This is a genomic window from Serratia sp. SSNIH1, from assembly GCF_002935055.1.
GTDB classification, from domain to species: Bacteria; Pseudomonadota; Gammaproteobacteria; order Enterobacterales; family Enterobacteriaceae; genus Serratia; species Serratia nevei.
On sequence record NZ_CP026383.1, the window covers coordinates 2,205,950 to 2,232,448 of the forward strand.

The 26,499-nt window shown below is 57.3% G+C and carries 26 protein-coding genes and 1 pseudogene; 18 read left to right on the forward strand and 9 right to left on the reverse strand.

Annotated features, from left to right (window positions below):
* Positions 1-26: 26 nt before the first annotated feature.
* The 4 genes from C3F38_RS10635 to deoC all read right to left on the reverse strand — a co-directional run bounded on the left by C3F38_RS10635 (position 27) and on the right by deoC (position 5,363).
* The gene (locus tag C3F38_RS10635) at positions 27-1,394 is read right to left on the reverse strand and encodes an L-serine ammonia-lyase (protein WP_055317550.1); all 1,368 of its coding nucleotides are present in this window, start codon (positions 1,392-1,394) and stop codon (positions 27-29) included.
* Between the two features lie 92 nt (positions 1,395-1,486).
* Entirely contained in the window at positions 1,487-2,785 is a 1,299-nt protein-coding gene (locus tag C3F38_RS10640; protein ID WP_038881129.1) for an HAAAP family serine/threonine permease, read from the reverse strand.
* A 979-nt stretch (positions 2,786-3,764) separates the two neighbouring features.
* Positions 3,765-4,529: a DNA-binding transcriptional repressor DeoR gene (deoR, locus tag C3F38_RS10645; RefSeq protein WP_038881131.1), complete on the reverse strand. Its 765-nt coding sequence runs from the start codon at positions 4,527-4,529 to the stop codon at positions 3,765-3,767.
* A gap of 153 nt (positions 4,530-4,682) precedes the next feature.
* On the reverse strand, positions 4,683-5,363 hold the full coding sequence (gene deoC / locus C3F38_RS10650) for a deoxyribose-phosphate aldolase (protein WP_038881133.1): 681 nt from the start codon (positions 5,361-5,363) through the stop codon (positions 4,683-4,685).
* Between the two features lie 213 nt (positions 5,364-5,576).
* Here deoC and C3F38_RS10655 point away from each other — a divergent pair, with 213 nt between their 5' ends.
* Entirely contained in the window at positions 5,577-6,413 is an 837-nt protein-coding gene (locus tag C3F38_RS10655) for a hypothetical protein (protein ID WP_038881136.1), read from the forward strand.
* Between the two features lie 37 nt (positions 6,414-6,450).
* Here C3F38_RS10655 and ybjG read toward each other — a convergent pair whose 3' ends face one another.
* Both ybjG and C3F38_RS10665 read right to left on the reverse strand, forming a co-directional pair.
* On the reverse strand, positions 6,451-7,056 hold the full coding sequence (gene ybjG, locus C3F38_RS10660) for an undecaprenyl-diphosphate phosphatase (RefSeq protein ID WP_038881139.1): 606 nt from the start codon (positions 7,054-7,056) through the stop codon (positions 6,451-6,453).
* A 5-nt stretch (positions 7,057-7,061) separates the two neighbouring features.
* Complete coding sequence (locus C3F38_RS10665) at positions 7,062-7,796, reverse strand: phosphatase PAP2 family protein (protein WP_038881142.1); 735 nt, start codon at positions 7,794-7,796, stop codon at positions 7,062-7,064.
* Between the two features lie 147 nt (positions 7,797-7,943).
* Between C3F38_RS10665 and C3F38_RS10670 the strand changes: the two genes are divergently transcribed.
* Entirely contained in the window at positions 7,944-8,789 is an 846-nt protein-coding gene (locus tag C3F38_RS10670; protein WP_038881209.1) for a 5'-methylthioadenosine/S-adenosylhomocysteine nucleosidase, read from the forward strand.
* A 140-nt stretch (positions 8,790-8,929) separates the two neighbouring features.
* A complete protein-coding gene (gene eco / locus C3F38_RS10675) occupies positions 8,930-9,442 on the forward strand; it encodes a serine protease inhibitor ecotin (protein WP_038881146.1) in 513 nt (170 codons plus the stop codon).
* Positions 9,443-9,497: 55 nt separating this feature from the next.
* Here the strand turns inward: eco and C3F38_RS10680 are convergent, their stop codons facing one another.
* A complete protein-coding gene (locus C3F38_RS10680) occupies positions 9,498-10,403 on the reverse strand; it encodes a LysR family transcriptional regulator (RefSeq protein ID WP_053056821.1) in 906 nt (301 codons plus the stop codon).
* Positions 10,404-10,515: 112 nt separating this feature from the next.
* On the opposite strand from C3F38_RS10680, the gene C3F38_RS10685 reads away from it, so the two are divergent.
* The 8 genes from C3F38_RS10685 to C3F38_RS10720 all read left to right on the forward strand — a co-directional run bounded on the left by C3F38_RS10685 (position 10,516) and on the right by C3F38_RS10720 (position 17,706).
* Positions 10,516-11,631 carry a four-carbon acid sugar kinase family protein gene (locus C3F38_RS10685; protein WP_038881149.1) on the forward strand — a complete coding sequence of 372 codons (1,116 nt, stop codon included), beginning with the start codon at positions 10,516-10,518 and terminating at the stop codon, positions 11,629-11,631.
* Positions 11,628-12,629 (forward strand): 4-hydroxythreonine-4-phosphate dehydrogenase PdxA, encoded by a 1,002-nt coding sequence (gene pdxA, locus C3F38_RS10690; protein ID WP_048233216.1) that lies wholly within the window; start codon positions 11,628-11,630, stop codon positions 12,627-12,629. Before C3F38_RS10685 ends, pdxA begins: the two co-directional genes overlap by 4 nt.
* Positions 12,630-12,667: 38 nt before the next feature.
* Positions 12,668-13,360: a 4-hydroxythreonine-4-phosphate dehydrogenase gene (locus C3F38_RS10695; protein ID WP_047728007.1), complete on the forward strand. Its 693-nt coding sequence runs from the start codon at positions 12,668-12,670 to the stop codon at positions 13,358-13,360.
* A 184-nt stretch (positions 13,361-13,544) separates the two neighbouring features.
* Positions 13,545-13,895, forward strand: coding sequence for a hypothetical protein (locus tag C3F38_RS10700; protein WP_134267038.1), 351 nt, complete (start codon positions 13,545-13,547; stop codon positions 13,893-13,895).
* Positions 13,896-14,038: 143 nt separating this feature from the next.
* The gene (locus C3F38_RS10705) at positions 14,039-15,055 is read left to right on the forward strand and encodes a hypothetical protein (RefSeq protein ID WP_048233218.1); all 1,017 of its coding nucleotides are present in this window, start codon (positions 14,039-14,041) and stop codon (positions 15,053-15,055) included.
* Positions 15,056-15,069: 14 nt separating this feature from the next.
* On the forward strand, positions 15,070-15,462 hold the full coding sequence (locus C3F38_RS10710; protein WP_134267034.1) for a hypothetical protein: 393 nt from the start codon (positions 15,070-15,072) through the stop codon (positions 15,460-15,462).
* A 195-nt stretch (positions 15,463-15,657) separates the two neighbouring features.
* Positions 15,658-16,821 carry a DUF262 domain-containing protein gene (locus C3F38_RS10715; RefSeq protein WP_048233222.1) on the forward strand — a complete coding sequence of 388 codons (1,164 nt, stop codon included), beginning with the start codon at positions 15,658-15,660 and terminating at the stop codon, positions 16,819-16,821.
* Positions 16,822-16,824: 3 nt separating this feature from the next.
* Positions 16,825-17,706 carry an MAE_28990/MAE_18760 family HEPN-like nuclease gene (locus tag C3F38_RS10720; protein WP_103767462.1) on the forward strand — a complete coding sequence of 294 codons (882 nt, stop codon included), beginning with the start codon at positions 16,825-16,827 and terminating at the stop codon, positions 17,704-17,706.
* Between the two features lie 249 nt (positions 17,707-17,955).
* Here C3F38_RS10720 and C3F38_RS10730 read toward each other — a convergent pair whose 3' ends face one another.
* The gene (locus C3F38_RS10730) at positions 17,956-19,644 is read right to left on the reverse strand and encodes an aspartate:alanine antiporter (RefSeq protein ID WP_047728000.1); all 1,689 of its coding nucleotides are present in this window, start codon (positions 19,642-19,644) and stop codon (positions 17,956-17,958) included.
* 294 nt (positions 19,645-19,938) lie between these two features.
* Between C3F38_RS10730 and C3F38_RS10735 the strand changes: the two genes are divergently transcribed.
* Complete coding sequence (locus C3F38_RS10735) at positions 19,939-20,328, forward strand: inner membrane protein YbjM (RefSeq protein ID WP_055317581.1); 390 nt, start codon at positions 19,939-19,941, stop codon at positions 20,326-20,328.
* A 45-nt stretch (positions 20,329-20,373) separates the two neighbouring features.
* Here the strand turns inward: C3F38_RS10735 and C3F38_RS10740 are convergent, their stop codons facing one another.
* Entirely contained in the window at positions 20,374-20,637 is a 264-nt protein-coding gene (locus C3F38_RS10740) for a GrxA family glutaredoxin (RefSeq protein ID WP_004938676.1), read from the reverse strand.
* 230 nt (positions 20,638-20,867) lie between these two features.
* Here C3F38_RS10740 and C3F38_RS10745 point away from each other — a divergent pair, with 230 nt between their 5' ends.
* The 6 genes and pseudogenes from C3F38_RS10745 to potH all read left to right on the forward strand — a co-directional run.
* Complete coding sequence (locus tag C3F38_RS10745) at positions 20,868-21,170, forward strand: YbjC family protein (RefSeq protein ID WP_033646672.1); 303 nt, start codon at positions 20,868-20,870, stop codon at positions 21,168-21,170.
* 56 nt (positions 21,171-21,226) lie between these two features.
* Positions 21,227-22,129, forward strand: coding sequence for a 30S ribosomal protein S6--L-glutamate ligase (gene rimK / locus C3F38_RS10750; RefSeq protein ID WP_038880682.1), 903 nt, complete (start codon positions 21,227-21,229; stop codon positions 22,127-22,129).
* Between the two features lie 136 nt (positions 22,130-22,265).
* Positions 22,266-22,745 carry a YbjN domain-containing protein gene (locus C3F38_RS10755; RefSeq protein ID WP_004938666.1) on the forward strand — a complete coding sequence of 160 codons (480 nt, stop codon included), beginning with the start codon at positions 22,266-22,268 and terminating at the stop codon, positions 22,743-22,745.
* A 406-nt stretch (positions 22,746-23,151) separates the two neighbouring features.
* A complete protein-coding gene (potF, locus tag C3F38_RS10760; protein ID WP_048233230.1) occupies positions 23,152-24,261 on the forward strand; it encodes a spermidine/putrescine ABC transporter substrate-binding protein PotF in 1,110 nt (369 codons plus the stop codon).
* A gap of 121 nt (positions 24,262-24,382) precedes the next feature.
* Positions 24,383-25,516, forward strand: coding sequence for a putrescine ABC transporter ATP-binding subunit PotG (gene potG, locus C3F38_RS10765; RefSeq protein WP_038880684.1), 1,134 nt, complete (start codon positions 24,383-24,385; stop codon positions 25,514-25,516).
* Between the two features lie 24 nt (positions 25,517-25,540).
* Positions 25,541-26,497: pseudogene (gene potH / locus C3F38_RS26550) on the forward strand (putrescine ABC transporter permease PotH); the annotation flags it as partial.
* Positions 26,498-26,499 lie beyond the last annotated feature (2 nt).

The following is a 26,499-nucleotide window of genomic DNA, read 5'->3' on the forward strand; positions in this document are numbered from 1 at the left end:
GCGCTTTTAGTGATTCGCCGTGGCGGTCAGTTGCAGGCCACGACCTTGATCGCCAGCCCGCCCTGGGAGGTTTCGCGGTATTTGGCGTTCATGTCTTTGCCGGTTTCGTACATGGTTTCGATCACCTTATCCAGACAAACTCGCGGTTCGCTGGTGCGGCGCATCGCCATGCGTGCGGCGTTGACCGCCTTGACGGCGGAAATGGCGTTGCGTTCGATGCAGGGCACCTGAACCTGGCCGGCGAGCGGATCGCAGGTCAGCCCCAAATGGTGCTCCATGGCGATCTCCGCCGCGATGCACACCTGCGCCGGGCTGCCGCCCAGTAGCTCGGTCAACCCGGCCGCCGCCATCGAACAGGCTACGCCCACTTCCCCCTGACAACCCACTTCGGCGCCGGAGATCGAGGCGTTCATCTTGTACAGCGCGCCAATCACCCCGGACGCCAGGAAATAGCGGGTGTAGGAGTTGGCGTTTACCGGACGGATGAACTTGTCGTAGTAAGCCAGCACCGCAGGGATGATGCCGCAGGCGCCGTTGGTCGGCGCGGTGACCACGCGGCCACCGGCGGCGTTCTCTTCGTTAACCGCCAGCGCGAACATGTTGATCCAATCGACCACGTTCATCGGGTCGATATTGTTCTTGTCGCCGGTCACCAGAATGCGGCGCAGCGCGGCGGCGCGGCGCGGCACTTTCATCGGGCCGGGCAGCAAGCCTTCGGTGTTGATACCGCGTTCGATACCGGCGCTCATCACCTGCCAGACGTCGGCGAAGTGTGCGTCGATATCCGCCTTGCTGCGCAGCGCCAGTTCGTTCTGCATCACCAGGCCGGACAACGACAGCCCGGTGTCTTTGCAATGCTGCTGCAGATCGTGCGCCGATTTGAACGGGTAGGGCACCGGCGTGGCGCCCTCGGCGGATTGGCCGAAGTGCTCTTCGTCGACGATGAAACCGCCACCGATCGAGTAATAGGTTTTGCTGTGCAGCAGGCGTTCACCGGCGAAGGCGTGGATGCGCATGCCGTTTTCGTGCAGCGGCAGGTTGTCGCTGTGGAAGTTCATGCCGCCGTGCAGCGGGAAATCCACCTCGTGGTGGCCGTTGGCCAGCGGCAGGCGGCCGCGCTGTTCGACGTCGCGGATAAAGCCCGGAATGCTGTCGATGTCCACGTCGTGCGGCAGGTTGCCGGCCAGGCCCATGATGATGGCGATATCGGTGTGGTGGCCTTTACCGGTCAACGACAGCGAACCGTACACGTCGACCACCACGCGGGTGGTGTCCTGCAGCTGCTGGTGGGCGATCAGATCGTCGACGAACTGTTTGCCGGCTTTCATCGGGCCAACGGTGTGGGAGCTGGATGGGCCGATGCCAATCTTGAAAATATCGAAAACGCTGACCATGGTCTCGCCTCCTTCTTCAGGTTTCAGGCGGTGAATACGGGAAATGGGGGAGTGCGGGAGGGCCGGCGCGCAGCGGCGCCGGCCGGACGTGATTAGCCGAGCAGGCTGAACACGATAGCAGAGATGGCAATCAGACCCATCACAACCACGAACACGTTGCTGATGTGGCCGCTGTACTTGCGCATGGCAGGCACTTTACGGATGGCATACATCGGCATCAGGAACAGCAGCATGGCGATGATTGGGCCGCCCAGGGTTTCGATCATGCCCAGGATGCTTGGGTTCAGGGTGGCGACGATCCAGGTGGTCACCAGCATGAAGATAGCGGTCATGCGGTTCAGCTTGGCGGTGCTGACGGTTTTGCCGCGGCTCTTCATCGACTTGGCAACCAGGCCGTTGAAGCCTTCACGCGCGCCCAGGTAGTGGCCCAGGAACGATTTGGTGATGGCGACGAAGGCGATAACCGGCGCGATGTACGCGATCATCGGGTTGTTAAAGTGGTTAGCCAGGTAAGACAGAATCGAGATGTTCTGCGCCTTGGCTTCCGCCAGGTTTTCCGGCGTCAGGCTCAGCACGCAGCTGAACACGAAGAACATCACGGTCAGCACCATCATGATGTGTGCATAAGCCAGAATGCGGGAGCATTTTTTCTCGGCGTCTGCGCCGTACTCTTCGCGTTTGGCAACGGCGAAGGCGGAGATGATCGGCGAGTGGTTGAAGGAGAACACCATTACCGGGATCGCCAGCCACAGGGTCATGATCAGGCCGTGGCCCATGCCGGTACCGCTGCCGGACAGCGACACGTTTTCGAAGATGGCGCCGGTCCAGTTAGGGATCAGATACACCGCCAGCAGCATCAGCACCGCGACAAACGGGAAGACCAGGATGCTCATGGTTTTCACGATGGCCTGCTCACCGAAGCGCACGATGGTCATCAGGCCGACGATCAGGATCAGCGACAGGATGGCGCGCGGTGGCGATGTCATGCCCAACTGGTGGGTGATGAAGCTGTCGACGGTGTTGGTGATCGCCACGCTGTAAACCAGCAGAATCGGGTAGATGGCGAAGAAGTACAGCAGGGTAATCAGTTTACCGGCGGTGATACCGAAGTGCTCTTCTACCACGGCGGTGATGTCTTCACCGGGATTTTTGCCGGACAGAACGAAACGGCACAGGCCGCGGTGGGCAAAGAAGGTCATCGGGAAAGCGATGATGGCCATGATGATCAGAGGAATCAAACCGCCGATGCCGGCGTTGATTGGCAAGAACAGGACGCCTGCGCCGATGGCGGTGCCGTACAGGCCCAACATCCACATGGTATCCGTTTTACGCCAGGTACTGCTGGAGCCCGAGGCCGCAGAGGCAATTGTGCCGGTCTGTGTAGTGTCCATAAATATCTCCGAAGTGAACACGAATTTAAAATTAAAAGGCAAAACTTAAGGTTAAACCGTCAAACGTCCTATTCAGGCAACGCTTGCGGTAAGAATCAGGTGTTGCTTGCGGGGATGTTTTGGCGTCCCCCTGGTTGTTTATTGCGTTCATTACCAAGGCACAGCGCCGGGTAATTCACTAAAGACTTTTCACCGTCACGGGCGATAAAAGTCGTTACCGCTGCCGACAGGTCTTTGCCTGTCGATTTTTGTTGGCGGCAAGATAACGATTTACAGTAGAAACAACCGTGATCCTGCTCTCAAATGCGTAATATGTGCAGTTATCCGCTTTTTCATCGATTTTTCGCGCATTTGTTGCACATTTGTGTAAGATTTTGTGCTGAGAACGCTCTCATAAAAATTTCTGCGATTATGCGGTTTGTACAATAATTAGCCGGATAAAGCGCTGTGCTCAGCAGCAAGCCGAGCAATATATTTTATGCGTGGTTTTGGATCTAGCGAAAAACCCGGATTAAGCAGTTTTAGTGACGTAGATCACATTGTATTTTTAAGTAAAATTGAATTTATATTTTTGTTTTTAAATGATTTTTTATGAAAGGCACCGCTAATAACGAAGGGAAATTACTTACGTGGTTAGCGGATAAAAATGCGTAACCATTCATCATATAAATAACAGATACCTAACAGGTATTGGTGAGATTTGCTGCAATCGCGTAAACCGCCGTTTATTTAAACATCCCGGCCTTTGGCGCGATTTATCATATAAAAGCCATAAATAGTCGTTAATTCACCCAACCGACAGCGTGTTTAGCCTGCGAGAAAATAATCACTCGGATGACCTGTTGCATTTTATTAACCTGATGTTGCGTGCGGATAAGCGAAAAACGCGAATCGATTGCGCATTATTTGTACATTTTCGGGCGGGGAAAGAAGGGGATTGCGGCAGTGCGCCGTCGGTTTCGACGGCGCAGAAGGCGGATTAATAGCGGGTAGCGATGGCGTTGTCGTTGAAGAACGCCATGAAGTCGGCGTCCGGCTGGCGGTCGCTGATCACCCGATCGAACTGCGTCAGGGGGCCGATGCAGGCCGGTTTGGTTTTGCCGAACTTGCTGTGGTCTGCCACCAGGATCTTTTGCTGCGCCATCGCCATGGCGCGATGCTTCATCTCCAGCTCGTCGAAGTTGAAGCAGGTGGCGCCGTGCTGCAGGCTGAGGCCGGCGGCGGAGATAAAGGCGATGTTCGGGCAGATGTGATCGAGCTCGTTACGGCCGCTGACGCTGGAAAAGATGTAGTTGTTCGGCTTGAACTCACCGCCGCACAGGACCACCTTGCAGTTCGGTTTGTCCTGCAGCGCCAGGAAGGTGTTCAGCGAATGGCACACGGCGGTGAAGGTCAGCTCGTCGGCGATGGCGTCGATGATCGCCGGGGTAGTGGTGCCGCAGTCGAAAAACACCGTGTCGTTTTCATTGATCAACGGCGCCGCCAGCAGGCCGATGCGCCGTTTCTCCATCACCTGCTTGGCTTTTTGATCGGAAACGAAGTAGTTGGTCACGCCGTTGCTGCGCGGATCGGTCACCACATAGCCGCCGAGCAGTACCACCGCCGCCGGCTCGGCGCTCAGATCGCGGCGAATGGTCATCTCCGAGACCCCCAGCAGCGCGGCGGCTTCTTTCAGGTGGATCTTGTCAGCGCGTTTTAACGCCTGAACTAGCCGGTTGATACGTTCTTCGCGCCGTGTTTCCATAGGTCCGTCTTCCCACAGGTAGTAGAGGTAAAAGGGCGTGCCGGCGTGTCCGGCGCTAAACACAACAATGCGGGGCAATATCGGGCCGCCTTGGCCGCCCGTATTGTCCCGCATCGGAGTGGATTGGCTGTGCCCGTCAGGGCATGCCGACGATCAGTAGCTGCCCGCCGCCGGCTGAGCGCCGGAAACGATGGCGACGCCGGAGCTGGTGCCGATACGCGTGGCGCCGGCGTTGATCATCTTCTCGGCGGTGGCGCGATCGCGCACGGCGCCGGAAGCTTTCACGCCCATTTCGCTGCCCACGGTCTCGCGCATCAGTTTGACGTGCTCTTCCCGAGCGCCGCCGGTGCTGAAGCCGGTGGAGGTTTTCACGAAGGCCACATCGAGTTCGCGACACATTTCACAAACCTGGACGATCTGTGCATCGCTGAGCAGGCAGGTTTCCAATATTACCTTCAACGGGATCGCCGCGCAAACCTCGCGCACGGCGGCGATGTCGGCTTTCACTTCGTCCAGCAGGCCGCTTTTCAACCAGCCGACGTTGATCACCATATCGATCTCTTGCGCGCCGGCGGCGATTGCCGCTTTGGCTTCAAAGGCTTTGGCGACGGTCAGGCCGGCGCCCAGCGGGAAACCGATCACCGAGCAGACTTTCACGGTGCTTTCTTGCAGCAGCTGGGCTGCCAGCGGCACGTAGCCGGAGTTGACGCATACCGCATAGAAGTTGTGCTGCTGCGCTTCTTCGCACAGCTTGGCGATCTGCAGTTCGGTGGCGTCCATCGCCAGCAGGGTGTGGTCAACATAGCTGGCGTAATCGATGGTTTCGGTGGTCATCGCGATTCCTTAGTGAGGTTAAGACAGTAAGCGGGATGGATAATGTGAGAATAATAACATTTAGATGCCGATAAACCTAGTGATGTTTAAAAAATGTCGATTCGATCGTCGCTATCATGCTGTTATAGGTATAACTTAAAGGCGTTTCATTTGTTATTTAAATAACATTTCAGGGCTCGCGGCCTGCGCGGGCGCAACGTCGAGGGAAAAAAGATGAAGATCAACATCGATCTGGCTCCTGAAGCTTTCGGGGCGCATCGGCAGGAACTGTTCCGCAATGCGGATTTCGCGGTGAGCACGCATCGCTGCACAGAACGCGGGCCGATGCTGACGTTGGCAAATCATCGTGGCGCACTGACGGTTTTGCCGTATCAGGGCCTCGCGATCTGGGACGCCGAGTTTGACGGTTATTCGCTGAAGTCGGGCCGCCGCAGCGTAAAGGGCGCCGGAAGAAAGCGCGCTGGCGATGCCGCGTTCTGTCCTGCCTGGCCGAATCAGGACGGTGAGCCGCTGCAGATGCAACGCGTGTGGCTCCAGCTGGCGGGCGATGAGCTGTCGTTGCACGGCGAGGGGGAGCGGGCGGGGGGGCGTTGGCGCATCGGCCCGGCGCTGCGTCTGGCGGCGCAGAGCGCGCAGTTCGCCATTGAGATGCAGGTCACCAACCTGGCCGAGCGGCCGCAGCCGCTGCAGTATGTGTGCCGCCTCAATTACGATTGCATTCCCGATGCGGTATTCCGCCAGAATCTGCCGGCGCCGGCGCTGTTGGGGGATGCGCTCGGGCGGGAGCTGCTGTGCTCCGACGATCTGTCGCGCTACGTGGATCAGGCCGAGTTCTTTATGCTGGCGCCGCAAGGCCGGCGCTATGTGACGCGCTTCGCCACCGGGCAATTCAACTATGGTCTTCGACGCATCGCCGTTCAGGGCAACCGGCGGCTGCTGGCTTTTATCCAGCCGGCGAACTGTCGCCCGAATGCGCCGGAAGGAGAGGCAGAGGTGATGCTGGGAGCGGGAAAAACGCGGGCGTTTTGCGTGACCACCGGCGTGGTGTGAAATAACGGGGCGGTAACGCCCCGGTCATGTTGTGCGGTTACTCTTTCACCCAGCCACGGCGAATGGCGAAGGCGAACAGGAAACGATACAGGCGCGACAGCTTGTCGGCGATGGCATCGCCGAACAGATTCCACACCAGCTGGGCGAACAGGCAGCCGACCAGGCCGAGCAGGAAACCGCCGACCATATCCAGCGGCCAGTGCACGCCGAGGTAAACGCGTGACCAGGCGATGCCGACGGCGACGATCATCAGCAGCACGCCGGACCAGACCCGGTGCCAGAACAGGAACGCCAGCGCAAAGGTAAAGATGGCGGTGCCGTGATCGCTCGGGAACGAGCTGTCCGGCGCATGTGCCAGGAAGGTATAGCCAACGCCGGCGACGAACGGGCGCTCATGCGGCAGCAGCGCGCCGATGGTGGCGGCGGCGAGCATGGCGAACAGCAGCGCGATAGTGGTTTTCGCCACCACCTGGCGCTGCGATGCCAGCTGGCTTTGCGGCCCCCACAGCCACAGGCCGACGATCAGCAGCGGCACGATGATGATCAGATCGCGCGCCAAAAAGGTGGCGAAATCGATCATCCACTCGGGAGACGCCGGGGTCGCATTGATCCAGGCGAAAAGAAAATGGTTCAACTGTTCCATAACCGTTACCTCGTCTTGCGGCGCCAATAGCCGCTAACCGTCCAATAAATAGCCAACTGGCTTAACCAAACCCACCAACCCGCCCACAGGTTATGGGTAAGAAAATGGGCGCCGCGCATGATCTGGCCAAAGCCCATCACCATGCCGAGCGCAATGCCGCCGCACCAGCACCACCAGGCCAGGCGCGGACGCTGCGGATAAAACAGGAAAAACAACGCCATGACCGCGAAACCGCTCGAGGCGTGCCCGCCGGGGAAGCAGCGGCCGGGGCCCGGCAGCGCCGGTACCGCGCCGAACAGCGGGAAGGACATCGCCTTGCCGCCGTACTCGATCAGATCCCACGGGCAGGAGTGCGCGCTGGTGGCCTTGAGAATGCCTACCACCAACGGGCCGATCCCGATCAACAGCATGGTCACGATCAGGCGCGCGCTGCGGCGATAGATGCCCCAAAACAGCGTCAGTACCGCCCCGACGATCACTATTTGCTTCAGCAGGCGGTGGTTGATCAGATCCAGCCAATAATTGTTTTGCCACGGGAAATGCCCGCTGGCGGGATCGTACCAAGAGTTGCTGATCGCCCAGTCCAGCTGTTCGTTGCGGGAGAGCCACAGGAATACCAGGCCGCTGATCAGCAGGCCAAAAACCTGCCAACGGTAAAAGGATGCCGGCAGGGAGTAAAGGGCGGTTGTCTTAATTTGCGGTGTCGTTGAGGATTGATTTAATGACGATTCTGGATTCACGCGCAGGCTCGGTGACAGGATTGAATAACGCCACTGTAATAATTCTGTCTTAAGAAAACCTTAGTCCACCGGTAAGAAAACCCTGTCCGACGCTACCGCCTTCGGCTAAGGTAATCGTTTGCTTTTTTTCGGGATGAGAGGGTGATGATGAAGAATAAAGCGCGTGTCTTACTGTTGGCGGCCGCCGGTGCGGCCTTTTCTCCGCTGTGCTTTGGCCAACCGGCGGCCGCTGGGCCTATCGTGGTGCAGGGCGCCATGCCGGTGGAGGCGGAACGTTTCGCCCAGCGGTTGGTGAACCCGCGCGAGGAGCAGATCGGTGGCTGGCGCTTTTGGCACGGCACCGTAGACGGCTACCCGGTGGTGGTGTCGGAGACGCTGAAGGGCATGTCCAACGCTGCGGCGGCCACGGCGATTGCCGCCACGCAGTTTCACCCGGTGGCGATCATTAACCAGGGGACCGCCGGCGGCCATGACCCGGCACTGAAAGTGTATGACATCGTGCTGGGCAAATATTCGGTCAATCTCGGCGCGTTCAAAACGCCGGCCAAGGCGTTGGGGGAAGGCAGCGACTCGCGGCAGTGGCAGCCGATGGATCTGTTGGCTTCCAAGGGCAGCGCCGGCGAGGACAAAAAGGCGCACAGCCTGCGTCAGTTTCCCGCCGACCCCAACCTGCTGGCGATTGCGCAAAGCGTTAAGAGCGATTACCGACAGGGCAAGGTCGTGGAAGGGGTGATCGGCTCGGCCGACGTGTGGAACAGCGAGCTGGACCGTATTCGTTATTTCCACGACCGCTACCGGACGTCGGTCGAAGAGATGGAGACCGCCTCCGCCGCGCAGATCGCCGCCGAATTCAAGGTGCCGTTTGTCGGCATTCGCGTGTTGTCCAACAACATCACCAACCAAGGCAAGTACGATCCGCAAACCGGGCTGGCATGCCAAGATTATGTCTATCAGGTGGTGAAGGCCTATATCGCTAACCTGAAGAAACACTGAGTCATTGCTCCGGTTAATTGACGATATTAGGCGATTGTCACTACTGATAGCCTATTGTAAAGAAGATTAAACCTGTGGCGAGCTTGGCGGTAGTGTATTAGTTTATAGGCGGATTATTTGACAAAGTGTAGGGATAAAACATGAACAAGGCATCCGTTGTATTTTCCGGCCTGCTGATGGCCGTTTCCGCCGGCGCCATGGCGGCTACCTCTGGCGATGATGCGGATATCAGCAAACAGCCGCTGGAAAAGGTCGCGCCTTACCCGAAAGCCGAGAAGGGCATGAATCGCCAGGTGATCTACCTGCCGAAGCAAGAGCATGAAGAGAACTACAAGGTAGAACTGCTGATCGGCAAGGTGCTGGAAGTGGACTGCAACCGCCACATGATCGGCGGTACGCTGGAGACTAAAACCCTCTCCGGTTGGGGCTATGATTACCTGGTGCTGGAGAAGCTGTCCGAACCAGCCTCGACCATGATGGCTTGCCCGGACAACACCAAGACCAAGCAATTCATCGCCGCTAATCTGGGCGACGCCGCGATGCAGCGCTACAACAGCCGCCTGCCGATCGTGGTGTATGCGCCGAAAGACGCGGAAGTAAAATACCGCATCTGGAAAGCCGAAGATACCGTAAGCCAGGCCGAGCAGAAGTAATCGCCGCCTGATGCCACTCCGCTTGCCCTGCGCGGCAGGCGGAGACTTTTCCCCGTTACGCTTTCCCTTCGCTCGCCAACACCGCCCGTTCGGTTTCTTCGCCCATGGCGACCAGCCAGGCCAATACCGTTGAGAATATTGCATCGTCCTGGCCGTCGGCCTGGGTCATCAGCACATAATCCGTCCCGTCAGGCGCAAAGCCATATGGCGCCACCAGCGCGCCGTTGACGATATCATCCGCCACCAGCGCCAACGGGCCGATGCCGATACCGGCGCCGGCGACCGCCGCCTGCAGGCTGAGATAGAAATGTTCGAAACGCAGCTCGTTGCCCGGCCGGATCTCGATGCCGCTGTGGGCACACCAGTCGCGCCAGGCGTGCGGGCGCGTCTCGGTGTGGAGCAGGGTGCCGCGCAGTTCACGCCCCGTCGCGGCATGCTCCCGGCGGCAAACCGGGCCGACCCGTTCTTTGAGGAACGGGCGGGCGACCACGTCGTCGGCGATCGGGAAATCGTTGCGGCGAATCGCCAGATCGATGCCTTCACGCGAGAAGGCGACGGCGCCGCCGGCGGAGACCAGCTGCAAATCGCGTTCTTTCCCCACCGCCTGCTGCAAACCGGCCAGACGCGGGATCAGCCAGCGGATCAGAAAGGTCGGCTCGCAGGAGATCACCAACGGGCGATTCTGATGATGCCGACAGGCGCGGTCGATCGCCGACTGCAGGTTGTCCAGCCCCCGGCCGATCTCGCTCGCCAGCTCTTGCGCCTGCGGCGTCGGATGCACCATGCGGCTGGTGCGTTGAAACAGCGCGAATCCCAGGGTCTGCTCGAATTCGCGCACCGCGCGGCTGACGGCGCCGTCGGTGATGTTGAGAGATTTGGCGGCTTTCGACACGCTGCCGTACCGCACCGTAGCTTCGAAAGCCCGCAATACCGCCAGGTTAGGCAATCTTCGTTGACGCACTGCGCCCCCTTTTGATTGAGTTTTTGTCAATCATCGATACTACGCAAATCGTTTTTTATTGCCAGCCAAATCAGCCAAAGTGTGCATCACTTTCCACTTACGGGTAACTGCGATGATTGCCATTCTCGCCGATGATCTTACCAGCGCGCTCGACGGTGCGGCTCCGTTCGCCGCACGCGGACTGAATGCCTGCGTCATGCTGCGCCTGCCCGATGCCGCGTTGCAGGGCGCTGAGATCGTCGCCTTCGATTTAGATTCCCGCTTCGTTTCGCCGGAGCAGGCGGAGCAGCGTTTTCGTCATGCCGCCGCCTGCGTGAAGCGGGCGCGCCTCATCTACAAAACGGTGGATTCCACGCTGCGCGGCAATCTGGGGCCGGAAACGCGCGGGGCGCTGACGGGCAGCGGGCGCCGTCTCGCCATCGTCGCGCCGGCCTTCCCGGATGCCGGCCGCACCACGGTGGATGGCCGGCAATACGTCGACGGCGTCGCGCTGGAGCAGACCGCCTTTGCGCGCGATCCGAAGAACCCGATCGTCACCGGCTACGTCATGGAGCGCATGGCGGGGCTGGAGCAGACGCGCTTTCAGGTATTCGACGCCGCAGACAACGGCGAGTTGGATGAGGTCGTGAGGCGGATCGGCATTGCCGAACCGGTGGTGTGGGTGGGATCGCCGGGCCTGGCGGCGGCGCTGTCGCGTGCGTTGTCCCCCGGGGATAACGCGCCGCCCGCTCAACCACCGCTGAGAGCCCGCAAGGTGCTGGTGGCGATTGGCAGCCTGCATCCGGCGAATGCCGCCCAGCTGGCAAGCCTGCGGCAGGCGGGCGCGGTTCTGGTCACGCTGCCTGAAGCGGCCGATCCCGAGGCGGTAGCGCAAGAGGTGCGCGCGGCGTTTGCGCGTGCCGATGTGGTTTGCCTGATATCGCCCCGGGCGCGAGCGGCCGTGGCGGATCATGCCGCTGCGCTGGGCGCGGTCGTCAGCCGTTGCACGGAAGCTTTCGACGGGTTGGTGGCGACCGGCGGGGATACCGCGCGGCGCATCGTCGACGCTATGGCGGCCGGCTCATTGACGCTGTTCGGTGAGGTGGAACCCGGCGTGCCTTTCGGGTTGTTGAATCTGCCGGGCCGCAGGCTGCCGTTCGCCACCAAGGCGGGCGGTTTTGGCCGGGCTGCCACGTTGTTGAACTGCGTAACCCGGTTGCGCGCTGACCGAGAAGGAGAAGAACGATGACCCTTTCCACTTTGCCGCTGGCGATAACCATGGGCGATCCCGCCGGCATCGGGCCGGAGATCATTGCCAAACTGGCGGCCACAGAGCGGTTGAGTACGCCTTATGTGGTGATTGGCGATGCCGGTGCCCTGGCGCGCGCGGCGGCCAGTCTGGGGCTGACGCTGCCTATCCGCGAGCTGCCCGCCTCGCTGGCGGGATGGGACGAAGCCTGGCGGCGGGGGGAGACCGCCGTCTATTCCGCCGGCGTTGCGCTGCCGGGGGACTTGCCTCTCGGCAGGCTCGATAAGCGCGCGGGCGCGGCGTCTTATGCCTGGGTGGTTGCCGCCATCGATCTGGCGCTGGCGGGGCGCATCGCCGGCATCGTCACCGCACCGCTGAACAAGGAAGCGATGCGCCTGGCGGGGATCGATTATCCGGGGCACACCGAGATCCTGGCGGCGCGCTCGGGCACCCAGGACTTCGCCATGATGCTGGCCAACGACGAGCTGCGGGTGATCCTGGTTTCCATTCACGTTTCGCTGCGGGACGCCATCGACGCGGCGACCGTGGAAAACGAACTGCGCGCGTTTCATCTGGCGCAAACGGCCTGTCGGGCGTTAGGCATAGCGAAACCGCGCATTGCGGTGGCCGGCCTGAATCCGCACGCCGGGGAGAATGGCCTGTTCGGCCGCGAAGATCTTGACGTCATCGTGCCCGCCATCGCCCTGGCGCGGGAACAGGGGTTGGACGTCAGCGGCCCCTGGCCCGGCGATACCGTTTTCATGCGCGCCCGGCGCGGGGAGTTCGACATCGTGGTCGCCCAATATCACGACCAGGGCCTGATCCCGGTGAAATATCTCGGGGTGGATCACGGCGTTAACGTCACCGTCGGCCTGCCGTTTATCCGCACCTCGGTCGACCACGGTACGGCGTTCGATATCGCGGGCAGCGGACGGGCGGAACACGCCAGCTTGCTGTACGCCTTCCGGCAGGCGGAAAAAATGCTGCGCGCCCAATAACTCACATCACCTGAAGACAATGACAATAAGGAAACACCATGCACACACCCGAGTTTATTTTCATGCTGACGCGCAACGACAGTACGGTGCCCGATGCGCAAGCGCGGCTACCAGAAGTGCTGGCTGCCGGCGTGAAGCATATCGGCTTTAAGGATATCGGTCTGCCGCTGGATCAACTCAAACTGTTGGCGCAGGCAATTCACGCCGGCGGCGCCACCGCTTATCTGGAAGTGGTTAGCCTGGATGAGGACAGCGAGATGAATTCGGCGCGCGCGGCGCTGGCGTTGGGCGTTGATGTATTGATGGGGGGAACGCGGCCGGAAAGCGTGCTGCCGATCATTCGTCAGTCTGGCCTGCGCTACTATCCGTTCGCCGGCCGCATCAGCGGCCACCCCAGCGTGCTGGAAGGTGACATTGACGATATTGTCGCCAGCGCCCGCCAGCGCGCCGCTTTACCGGGCGTGACAGGGCTGGATCTGCTGGCCTACCGCTTCGCCGGCGACGTGCCGACATTGATTCGTCGGGTGTGCGATGCGGTCGACAAACCGGTTTATATCGCCGGGTCCATCGACCGGGAAGATCGCATCGCCGCCGTGGTGACGGGCAATGCGGTTGGCTTCACCGTCGGTACCGCGGCGCTGGACGGCGTGTTTCCCGCCGACAAGCCGGGGCTGACGGCGCAAATCAACGCCGTGAAATGCCTGATTGGCAATGTGATCCGCAAACTGTAACGCGTCTCCATCCGGTTCTTTCCACGGCGATGGGATGGTTATCTCATTCGTTGAAGAGTTAATTTGCATGGCTTCTCTTTTTTAATGCTCTTGCGAGCAGGCACGCCCTTGGGCGCTCGCCGACGTTTACCCGGCAAAATAGCGTAATTGCCGCCAGGTTCAATATATATAGAGGGAGTGAAAAATGAGTAAAGGGTTAGGGAGTGCCGTTGTGGCGCTGAGCCTGTTGTTAACCGGCTGCGATACTTTCAGCCTGCTGCGCGATCAAAAGATCGCCGACGCCTTTCACGTCGGCGCCGACAAGCGCTCGGTCAGCCGGGATTTCGGCGCGCCGATCGCCACTCGGCCGACGCTGAACGGCCAGGGTGTGTGCCACGACTACAACCACCGCTTGCCGAACGGCACCGTGACGCCGTTCTACGTCGGCTTCAGAAACAGCGACGGCAAAGTGGTGGCCTTTGGCCCCACCACCTGCGGGGAAGCGCAGGCCAACGGCAACCTGAACAGTGATGAACCTATCAAACAGCGGTTCTAGACGGGCATTGCTGCGCCGGCCTGGGGCCGGCGCCATTAAACATCACAACAATCCTTTCCTGTGGTTGCAACCGTTACCTATTTGCATGCACACTGCTTTGCCGTGATTTGAAATATGTGCTTCATTTGAGAAAGGATATCTTAATGGCCAAACTTCTTCCTCCCGGTTATTGCATTGTTGAGCAGCCTGGGCCACTTGCCTTTCAGGCACAACAGCTTTTTGGTGGCCGCACCAACGATGCCAGCAGACAATTTATGGCGGTCAATGCCGATAGTTCGTGGTTAAAGCCGGGGCAAATTGTGCTGCTCATGGATCCAGAAAACCCCCTCACGCCTGATACCATGCGCCTTTTAAGACTGACGAAGCAAAATGTGAATCGTACCATTGCGCCGATGACCACCGATGATGCGGGATTTTTGCAACGAAACTATGGCGCCATTGCGGCACTCACGTCGGCAGGAGACAAGTTATTCGGTACTGCGAGCGATGTCGGTGAGAAGTATTTCCGACAGATTGAGTCTACGTTACAGAAAATTGAACGGAGTTATCAGAGTCAATTTCGCTCTCAAGGTAGTCTGATTAGCCAACAATTTTATGCTGAACGCGCCGCATTATTCGCAGAGCTTAAGGTTATGGTAAATAAGCCTGTTTTGTCGCGACTGGTGCAAAAGGCGGTGAAGTTTAAACCCTATGAAGATATGCGGCATGCACTTAATCTTTCCAGTAAGTCTATTGTTCACGAATGGTCTACAGCGGGGGTTGGTGCAATTAGAGGTTATGCCACTTACCTAGATGGCGCCTCACGGGCTGCCACTTTCATGAAAAGTGGTGGGTATATTGCTATTGCGTTCTCAGGTTTGAATGCAACCAATGAAGTGATGTATGCATGCACCGCTGGGCGTGAGGGGGACTGTCCGAAGGTCGCAGTCAAAGAGTACAGTCAGTTTGGTTTCAGCACTGGAGGCGCCATTTTGGGGGGAAGCGGCGGAGCTATGCTGGTTGGCGGAATTTGTGTGGCTGCCGGCGTTGCTACAGGTGGTGCCGCTGCGTTTGCCTGTGGATTGGTAGGATCGCTGGGGGGAGGGCTGCTAGGCGGAGCCGCTGGTGAAAAAGTTGGAAGCAAGTTTGGTGACAGCGTAAACACGCTATTTTTTGACTGAAGAGGATGTCGGCAGTGGAGCTGTTTTTAACAAAAGTTTTTGTGGCGCTTGGGTTTGTTTTTATCTTGCTATTTTTAGTAAGTTTAGTGCTGTTTGTTAAGAATAAGTCTAACTACGCTCAGCTAGTCGAGAACTATCTCGATGCGGGGTTGCTCATGCCAAGCTATGATAAGTTCTTGGCCCGGATGGGGTTCTTGGGGAGTTTTCCTGTCGCGTGGTTCTTTAGAAAAATTCTTGAGCGTAAGAAAATTAAAATCGCTGCTGGAGAGTATTTGCCGGAAGCTTCTTATGCTTTCCTCCAACAGCAACCCACTGAGAGGGTCGGTTGGGTTAGAAAGTATACGACCTTGTACTTCAGTTTGTTTCCCATTTTCATCGTGCTGGTTGTGTTGTCTTTTTGGATATGAACTGATAAGTAATAGAACGTATGATTTTTTCATTACTAGGATATATTATATTAATCATGTTTTTATATTCTTTTTTATATGGTACGGTCAGGTTAAAATTTTTTAGGTGAGATTTTATAGATAATGCTTTAGTATTCTGATATTATGCGGCGAATGATATTTTATTGCTGAAAAATAAAACTGAAGGTAATTAATATGACACAGGAACAGCAGATCCAAGGTAATCTTGAGCTTGATGATAATGTAACGGTAGATGATAATGAGTTAGGGAGCACGCCGTATGAGCATATTAGAGAAAGGAAGGTTGTTATTCAGCCATATGATTATGCGGTAAGAACACTTATGGACATGATCATTGATGGTGATTTAGTACTAGATCCTAATTATCAGAGAAAATATCAGTGGGATGATGTTAAAGCCTCTAAATTTATAGAGTCAATTATCTTGAATATTCCTGTGCCTGTTGTTTATTTGGCTGAGGAAAAAAATGGTACATTTAGTGTGATTGATGGCCAGCATAGATTGACATCGTTATTTAGATTCATTAAAGCAAATGAGCTAAGAGCGGTCTTTGACGATACTGCTATTGAACCTCTCACTATCTCAGGGCTTAAGATTATGCCAGAGCTCAATGGGCAGTCGCACGCTGAGCTTGACCGCTCTTATAAGTCTATAATTGCCAAGCGTCCGATTAGATGTATTGTGGTGCTCAATGAGTCAGATGAGGCTCTAAAATTTGAAGTTTTTGAAAGATTAAATACCGGGAGCGCTTCTCTAACCGACCAAGAGGTCAGAAACTGTGTTTATCGTGGTAATTATAATGAGTTGATAAAACACCTCTCGGACTATGCTCCATTCAAAGAGTTACTTTCTCTACCAGAGCATGCTGATCGTGCAATGAAAGGAACTGAATTGGTTCTGAGATTCCTTGCATATCGGGAACTTACTGCTACGACCGACTACTCTGATAATTACTCTGAGTATCTTAATTTACATATGGAAGATAATAGAGATATATCATCAGGTCGCATTGAGAATATTAGTAAAACTTTCTATGAAACTGTGGATTTAATCTACAGTACCTTGGGGCCGGGGATAGCCTTCAGAAAACCTAAGGATAGAGTTCATCCAGAACAATCAGGCTTTGCACATAATGTGATTAATGGTGCGATTTATGAGTCTCAGATGGTCTCATTCTCTCGCGTGATAGATAGTGGAGAAAAAATAGAAAATATTAGGAATAAATCGCTGGGAGTGTTCTCCATTGATGAGTATTGGAGCAGCTTATTCCAAGGAACATCGCAAAAGAACAAGGCACTTAGGAGGAGTACGATTTTGACACAAGCTCTTTTGGGGTGAGTTATGAAGATACAATGTGTACCGACACAGGTTAGAAACTTCGAGGAGATTAAGTTTCTTTCAGATACTGCCCGTGAGAAACTAAATCAACCTGGTGGTGTTACGATAGCAAATGCAATTACACGTTCAGGGTTAGTGTTGCTTTGTGGCTATTTTGAGGGATTCTTAAGGGAGATGTGTAAAGAGTTTGTCGATATTATCAATGATTCCGGTGTGTCGGCAAAGCTTTTACCTTTATCAATGCTATCAGACCATTCTGAAAGTTGTTTGATTAAGCTGAATAATAGAAGTGAGACCAAGTTTTCGCAATTTGTAAATAGTTTGGTTTCTGACCTTCCACTATCGATGAATAGTAAAAAATTATCATCAACAAATGCAAATCCCACTGTTGATACTATCGAAAAAATATTTGAAGTGTTTGGGATTGAGGCTGTGCTTGATATCATAACCATTGAAGATTACCACTTTGATGGTATGTATAACAATGAGTCCCAATTAACACATGCTATACGTAGAACCATTAGTGCCGCTGCAAACGGTGATTTGGCTAAAGAAATGGCCATTATCTCTGAGTTAGAAAGAAAATGGACCCCGAAACTGAAAAGGCGCCGGATTGGATATATTCAAGTTATCGATGATCTTTTAAAGAAAAGAAACCGAATTGCTCATGGTGAAGGATTAGAAATTATTACGCCTGATGAGTTAGAAGAAACCCAGGAAGCTGTCCTTCGATTATGCCTTAAGCTAAATTCCAAGCTTGAAGATAAACTAGTGAACTTAATCCCAAGTTATACAATGCACACTGCAGAGCAGGCAGAGCAGGCAGAGCAGGCAGAGCAGGCAGAGCAGGCAGAGCAGGCAGAGCAGGCAGAGCAGGGATCCTGATGGATGTATTGCAGCAGTATTGTGTAGGTAGGTGATGCGATGTAGCTGTTCAAATGGCAAATAATGTTCTGTTTAACAAAAAACCCGATAATCTTGAACCTAAAAGGCGGGATTATCGGGCTCCACAAAATGGGGACATCAAAGAAAAGCAGTGGCACTAATTCAGACTGCGGCCCCCAACGAAAGTTCTGGCCGGCGACAAAAAAATCAAAATATTTTTATCGCCGATCCATCTCTCCCGCTAATCGATCAGCCGAGTATCCCCGGCCATAGCACCACGATGAGTGAACCCGCCAGCGTTAACAGCACGTTAGCGATGGCGTAGGTGCCGGCATAGCCCAACGCCGGGATATTGCTGCGTGCGGTGTCACTGATAATTTCCATCGCCGGCGCGCAGGTGCGGGCGCCCATGATGGCGCCGAACAGCAGGGCGCGGTTCATGCGCAGCACGTAGGCGCCGAACAGGAAGCAGATAACCACCGGCACCAGGCTGACGATCAGCCCGGCGATCAACATCTGGCCGCCGACCGCGCCCAGGCTGTGGCCGATGCCGGCGCCGGCGCTCAGGCCCACGCCCGCCATAAACACCATCAGGCCGAATTCTTTCACCATGTTCAGCGCGCCCTGCGGAATGTAGCCGAAGGTCGGGTGGTTGGCGCGCAGGAAGCCGAGCATGATGCCGGACATCAGCAGGCCGGCGGCGTTGCCGATGCCGAACGAGAAGTTACTGAACTGAATGGTGATCTGGCCGATCAGCAGGCCGATGATGAAGAAGGCGCAGAACGCCAGCAGGTCGGTCACCTGGCTGTGGATCGAGATAAAGCCAATCTTCTCCGCTACGCTCTTCACACGGCGTGCGTCGCCGCTCACCTGCAGCACGTCGCCCTTGTTGAGCACGATGCTGTCGTCGATCGGCATTTCGATCTGGCTGCGGATCACGCGGTTGAGGAAGCAACCGTGGTCGGTCAGCTTCAGCTGGCTCAGGCGCTTGTTCACCGCGTTGCTGTTCTTCACCACGATCTCTTCGGTCACGATGCGCATGTCGAGCAGATCGCGATCGAACACTTCCTTGCCGTTGCGGAAGCTCGGGTCCAGCCGCGCGTGGGCGTCTGGGTAGCCGACCAGCGAGATCTCGTCGCCCACCTGCAGCACCGCGTCACCGTCCGGGTTGGCCAGAATGCCGTTGCGGCGGATGCGTTCGATGTAACAGCCGGTCTGGCGGTAGATGCCCAGTTCTCGCAGGTTTTTGCCGTCGGCCCAGGCCACCAGCTCGGGGCCGACGCGGTAGGCGCGGATCACCGGCAGGTAGACCTTGCGCTGGCTGTCGGTGTCCAGGCCGCGTTCGCGGGCAATCTGCTGGGCAGAGGTGGACAGGTCCTGGTGCTGCAGCTTCGGCAGGTAGCGCGCGCCGAAGATCAGGCTGACCAGACCGATCAGGTAGGTGAGGGCGTAGCCGAGGCTCAGATGATCCTGCGCCGCCAGCAGCGCCGGGCCGTTGACGATGGTGTTGCGCAGCGTGTCGCCGGCGCCCACCAGCACCGGCGTCGAAGTCATCGAGCCGGCCAGCATGCCGGCGGTCAGGCCGATGTCCCAGTGGAACAGCTTGCCGAGACCGATGGCGAGCACCATTGCCGAGCCGACCATCACCAGCGCCAGCATCAGGTAGTTTTTGCCGTCGCGGAAGAAAATCGAGAAAAAGTTGGGCCCGGCTTCCACGCCGACGCAGAAAATAAACAGCATAAAGCCGAGATTCAGCGCCTCGGTGTTAATGGCGAAGTGTTGCTGGCCGAGCAGCAGCGAAACCACCAAAACGCCAATGGAATTACCGAGTTGGACGGAGCCCAGACGGAGTTTACCGAGGCACAGCCCCAGTGCGAGTACCACGAACAGTAACAGAATGTAGTTACCGTTTAACAAACTAGCGACGTTTATGTTCACGGAGGATAACTTATTGTTTACCAGTAAGTGCTTGATATAGATAACTATAAGAGATAAATTCAGCCTTAAAACGACGTCATAAATCACCACCAGCGTAAGGCGAAGCGAACCATCGTTCGGCGGCGTTCATTCTAGACGCTATGACCGATGACAGCCAGCACAGAAAGCTGATTTCCTGCGCCGCCGTGCGCATTTAACTCTCTTTTGACCAAGGAAAAAATTCGGTTCAGCGTCACCTCACGGGTGGCCGGGCTGATTTCTATTGATGCGGTAATTGGGCGGGGGAGAATTCGCATGACGAGTTATAGATATTGGCTGAGCATCCTCAGCTGTTTTTTGTTGTTCAGCCTGGTGTTTCTCGGCCAGCAAACCGGCCTGTTCGGCAGCACGGATCATGAGCATCACGGCGAAACCGGCCTGCTGCTGTTTGTGATCCCCGGTGCGATCGCCAGCTATCTGTCGAGCCGCAAGCGGCTGCTTTGCCCGCTGCTCGGCGCGCTGTATGCGCTGCCGCTGTGCCTGCTTATCCGCCATTTCTGGCTGACACCGTCCTCTTCGTTCTGGCAGGAGCTGGCGTACGCCACCAGCGCGGTGTTTTGGTGCGTGTTCGGTGCGATGCTGATGCTGTTCGCCCTCGGCCTGTTGCAGACGCTGCAGCAGCTGCACCGGCGGCAGCGGCAATAAAAAAAGGCGCGTTAAGCGCCTTTTTTGTCTTTGTCGTTCAAAAAGTTACTGGAACAGGTTCAGGTGTTCTTTGGCGTAAGCTTCGAAATCGGTGCAACCGCCGATGTGCTTCTCATCCAGGAAGATCTGCGGCACGGTTTCAACCGGTTTGCCGACGGTTTTTTCCAGATCGGCCTTGGTGATGCCTTCCGCATGGATGTCAACGTAACGGAAGTTGAAATCGTCGCGTTCTTCAGTCAGTTTTTCCGCCAGTTCTTTAGCGCGGACACAATAAGGACAGCCAGGACGCCCGAAGATTACTGCAAACATGCAACGCTCCTTAATTGGATTTTCAATAAATTGTTCGCTACCGCAACGACATCCCGTCACCGAAAAAGTCATTACCTGCGTCAGATGGCGCCTACTATGCCCGTTGAGGCGGTGAAAAAAAAGCAGGAATTACCTGTTAATCTGATTCATGTAACCAATTAGTCGGCCGGGGCTGTCGCCGCCGACGGGAATTCACTACACTGGGGGCAGACCTTCTGGAGAAGAAAAATATGCGTTCATTCGGTGACTTACCGCGCCCGGTGCTGGTGTTGGAAGGGCTGGGCATCGTGATGCTGGTGTTGGCCTACCTCAGCATTCACGGCCACCTGCAGCTGCCGGGCTGGCTGGCGTCGCAGCAGGCGGCGGTTGGCATGATTTTCCTCGGTGTAGCGCTGATGGTGCCGGCGGCGGCGTTTCTGGTGTGGCGCGTGGTGCAAGGCTTCGGGCCGTTGATGCGCGGCGGGTTGCCGCCGGAAAACGATCGCCGCAAACCGCAATCGAAAGATAATCAGGACAGCGATCCGCGCGCCTGAGCGTCGCGGCCGCTAACTCGCCTGCCGGGCAGGCGTTGGCCTTTTTGGGGTGACGAGTGAAAATTGCCATTCTTTCTCGCGACGGAACGCTCTACTCATGCAAGCGGCTGCGTGAAGCGGCGGAAGATCGCGGGCACAGCATCGATATCATCGACCCGCTCTCCTGCTACATGAATATCAATCCGGCGGCGCCGACCATTCATTATCGCGGCCGCCAACTGGAGCGTTACGATGCGGTGATCCCGCGCATCGGCTCCGCCATCACCTTTTACGGCACCGCGGTGCTGCGCCAGTTCGAGCTGCTCGGCAGCTACCCGCTAAACGAATCCGTGGCCATTACCCGCGCCCGCGACAAGCTGCGCTCGCTGCAGCTGTTGGCGCGGCAGGGCATCGATTTGCCGATCACCGGTTTTGCCCATTCGCCCGACGACACCGGCGACCTGATCGAGCTGGTCGGCGGCGCGCCGCTGGTGGTCAAGCTGGTGGAGGGCACGCAGGGCATCGGCGTGGTGCTGGCGGAAACCCGCCAGGCGGCGGAAAGCGTGATCGACGCCTTTCGCGGGCTGAACGCCCACATCCTGGTGCAGGAATACGTGCGCGAGGCGCAGGGCAGCGATGTGCGCTGCCTGGTGGTCGGCGGCCGGGTGGTGGCCGCCATCGAGCGGCAGGCCAAGCCGGGTGAGTTTCGCTCCAACCTGCACCGCGGCGGCACCGCCCGCAAGGTGACCATCACCGCCAGGGAGCGGGCGATCGCGGTGAAGGCGGCGAGCACGCTGGGGCTGGACGTCGCCGGGGTGGATATTCTGCGCGCCGAGCGCGGCCCGCTGGTGATGGAGGTCAACGCGTCGCCGGGGCTCGAAGGCGTGGAAACCACCACCGGGCTGGACATCGCCGGCATGATGATCGAATACATCGAGCAGCGCGGCCGGCCTGGCTTTCGCCTGAAATCCGGCGGGTGACGGGGCGGGCGGCGCGCTTTTCTCGCCGAGCAATATCTTAATTAGTGAATTAAGCCGCATTGATCGTGGCGTATCGGGTGAATATTCCGTAAGCTATGCGCCTTTTCGCGTATTGAATATTGTGAGGCTGGTTATTATGGATTCACTCATTGTCCCCGATTTGGCGCTGTTGCGGCGCTGGCTGGATCAGTCGGGCATTTCTTTCTTTGAGTGCGATTCCTGCCAGGCGCTGCACCTGCCGCACATGCAGAACTTCGACGGCGTGTTCGACGCCAAGATAGATCTGGTGGACAACGTCATTCTGTTCTCCGCGCTGGCCGAGGTGAAGCCGACCGCGCTGATCCCGCTGGTGGCGGACCTGAGCCAAATCAACGCCAGTTCGCTGACCATCAAAGCCTTTGTCGACATTCAGGACGACAACCTGCCGAAGCTGATCGTCTGCCAGTCGCTGAGCGTGGCGGTCGGCATCACCTATGAGCAGTTCACCCACTTTATGCAGCAGGGTGAAGAGCAGGTCTCGATGGTGATCCTCGAAGCGCGGGCGAACGATCTGCTGTTTATGGGGGATGAAGAAGAGATCCCCGCTGGCGCCGTGCGTCAGCCGATGCTGCACTGATCCTCGCCGTACCTTAAGCATGCCGTCGCTCCGGCGGCATGCTGCCGTTATTCCCCTCCGCAATAAAATATTCTGCACTTTGGCCTTTGCCGCCCGATCTTTCTCTCCTTTTGTGCCGTTAATGGCGTATCACATAGAGAAAAACTGCATAAAAAATCGATAAAAGGCGTTTTTTACCCTGGGGGCTGGCGGGTTGCGGTAGCAGCGGCTATGCTGCTGATTCTGCAAAGGGCTTGCGATTTCCCTTGTGACCACGCGAGCAGGGCAGTGAAAAAAGGCGCATGCAATCATATGCATAGCCATTCAGTTCGCGGTTGCAACGATTGCGCTCAATCAGGAAAGGTTTTGTATCGCTGCAGATACAAGTTCAATTCTATGATTCACCCTGTTTTGGAGGAAGTTACGGATGGTCACCCAACGTAAAAAGTGGTTATCGGGTGTGGTTGCCGGCCTGTTGATGGCCGCGTCCGTCACGGCGTCAGCCGAAGAGAAAACGCTGCACGTGTATAACTGGTCCGACTATATCGCGCCGGATACCCTGGCCAAATTCCAGAAAGAAACCGGTATCAAAGTGGTGTACGACGTCTTTGACTCCAACGAGGTGTTGGAAGGCAAACTGATGGCGGGCAGCACCGGCTACGATTTGGTGGTTCCTTCGTCCAACTTCCTCGAGCGTCAGTCGCAGGCCGGCATTTTCGAGCCGCTCGACAAGAGCAAGATCCCCAACTACAAAAATCTCGATCCCGAGATGCTGAAGCTGGTGGCGCACAACGACAAGGACAACAAATACGGCATCCCTTACATGATGGTGACCACCGGCATCGGCTATAACGTCGACAAGGTGAAGGCGGTGCTGGGGAAAGACGCGCCGGTCAACAGTTGGGATCTGATCTTCAAGCCGGAAAACCTCGAGAAGCTGAAAAGCTGCGGCGTTTCCTTCCTCGATGCGCCGAGCGAAGTCTACGCTACCGTGCTGCACTACCTCGGTAAAGATCCCAACAGCACCAACGCGGCGGACTACACCGGCGCGGCCAACGATCTGCTGTTGAAGCTGCGGCCGAACATCCGCTATTTCCACTCTTCCCAGTACATCAACGATCTGGCGAACGGCGACATCTGCGTGGCGATCGGCTGGTCCGGCGACGTGATGCAGGCGGCCAACCGCGCCAAAGAGGCGAAGAACGGCGTGAACGTGGCCTATGCGATCCCGAAAGAGGGAGCGCTGACCTACTTCGACATGTTCGCCATGCCAGCGGACGCCAAGAACAAGGACGCCGCCTACCAGTTCCTGAACTTCTTGCTGAAGCCGGACGTGATGGCGGACATCAGCAATCACGTTTACTACGCCAATGCGGTGAAGGATTCCACGCCGCTGGTGAATGCCGAAGTGCGCGACAACCCGAACGTCTATCCGCCGGCCGATGTTCGCGCCAAGCTGTTCACGCTCAACGTGCAGTCGCCGAAGCTGGATCGTGTCATTACCCGCGCATGGACTAAAGTTAAAAGCGGGAAGTGATGATAGGGGGATAGCCCCCTATCGTCGGTAAACCGGCAGGCGGGTGCCCCGCCTGCATTGCCGTTTTGGGCCACGGCGCTCGCCGTGGTTTTGTGCCGCTTTACGCCGGAGAGCACCCCGATTGAACGACGCCATCCCTCGTCCTCAAGCCAAGTCGCAGAAGGTTTTCACCCCTCTGCTGGAAATCCGTAACCTCACCAAAACCTTCGATGGGCAGAACGCGGTCGAAGACGTCAGCCTCACCATCTACAAGGGCGAGATCTTTGCGCTGCTCGGCCCGTCCGGCTGCGGCAAATCCACCTTGCTGCGCATGCTGGCCGGCTTCGAGCAGCCTTCGGAAGGGCAGATCGTGCTCGATGGGCAGGATATGTCGCACGTGCCGCCGTACCAGCGGCCGATCAACATGATGTTTCAGTCTTACGCGCTGTTCCCGCACATGACGGTAGAGCAGAACATTGCCTTCGGCCTGAAGCAGGACAAAATGCCGCGGGCGGAAATCGCCGAGCGGGTGGCGGAAATGCTGGCGCTGGTGCATATGCAGGAGTACGCCAGGCGCAAGCCGCACCAGCTTTCCGGCGGCCAACGGCAGCGGGTGGCGCTGGCGCGCAGCCTGGCCAAGCGGCCGAAGCTGCTGCTGCTGGATGAGCCGATGGGCGCGCTGGACAAGAAGCTGCGCGATCGCATGCAGCTGGAAGTGACCGACATTCTCGAGCGCGTCGGCGTGACCTGCGTGATGGTGACGCACGATCAGGAGGAGGCGATGACCATGGCGGGGCGCATCGCCATCATGAACCGCGGCAAGTTCGTGCAGATCGGCGAGCCGGAAGAGATCTACGAGCATCCGAACAGCCGCTTCAGCGCCGAATTCATCGGCTCGGTCAACGTCTTCGACTGCGTATTGCAGGAGCGGCACGACGACGCGCTGATCCTGCAAAGCCCCGGATTGCGCCATGCGATCAAGGTCGATCCGGACGCCTCGGTGGTGGACGGCGTGCCGATCCAGGTGGCGCTGCGGCCGGAGAAGATCCTGCTGTGCGAACAGGTGCCGGCAGACGGCTGCAACTTTGCGGTGGGGGAAGTGGCGCACATTGCCTACCTGGGCGATCTGTCCATCTATCACGTGAAGCTGCACAGCGGGCAGATTATCAGCGCCCAGCTGCAAAACGGCCACCGTTTCCGCAAGGGGATGCCGACCTGGGGCGATGAAGTGCGTCTGTGCTGGGAAACCGACAGCTGCGTAGTGTTGACGGTGTAGTGGAGCCGGTGAGGAGTAACCCGTATGACCCTGCTTTCTGACCGCACGCCGGAACCGCCGGCCAAAACGCCCGGCACCTTCAAGGCGCTGTTCCACCGCCTGCTGATGGCTCATGGCCGCAAGCTGGTGATCGCGCTGCCGTATTTATGGCTGACGCTGCTGTTCATGCTGCCGTTCCTGATCGTGTTCAAGATCAGCCTGGCGGAGCTGGCGCTGGCGGTGCCGCCCTACACCGAGCTGCTGAGCTGGGCGGACAGCAAGCTGAACATCGCGCTCAACTTCGCCAACTACCTGCAGCTGACCGACGATCCGCTGTATATCGACGCCTATCTGCAGTCGCTGCGCGTGGCGGCGGTCTCGACGCTGTGCTGCCTGATCATCGGCTATCCGCTGGCCTGGGCGGTGGCCCACAGCAAGGCGTCAACCCGCAACATTCTGCTGCTGCTGGTGATCCTGCCTTCCTGGACCTCGTTCCTGATCCGCGTTTATGCCTGGATGGGCATTTTGAAAAACAACGGCATTCTGAATAACTTTCTGATGTGGCTGGGGGTGATCGACCAGCCGCTGGTGATCCTGCACACCAACCTGGCGGTGTATATCGGCATCGTTTATTCCTATCTGCCGTTTATGGTGCTGCCGATCTACACGGCGCTGATCCGGCTGGATTACTCGCTGGTGGAGGCGTCGCTGGATCTGGGGGCCCGGCCGCTGAAAACCTTCTTCAGCGTGATCGTGCCGCTGACGCGCGGCGGGATTATCGCCAGTTCGATGCTGGTGTTCATTCCGGCGGTGGGCGAGTTCGTGATCCCGGAACTGCTCGGTGGGCCGGACAGCATCATGATCGGCCGTGTGCTGTGGCAGGAGTTCTTCAATAACCGCGACTGGCCGGTGGCCTCGGCGGTCGCTACCATCATGCTGCTGTTGCTGATCGTGCCAATTTTGTGGTTCCACAAACACCAGAACAAGGAAATGGGGGGGGCAGG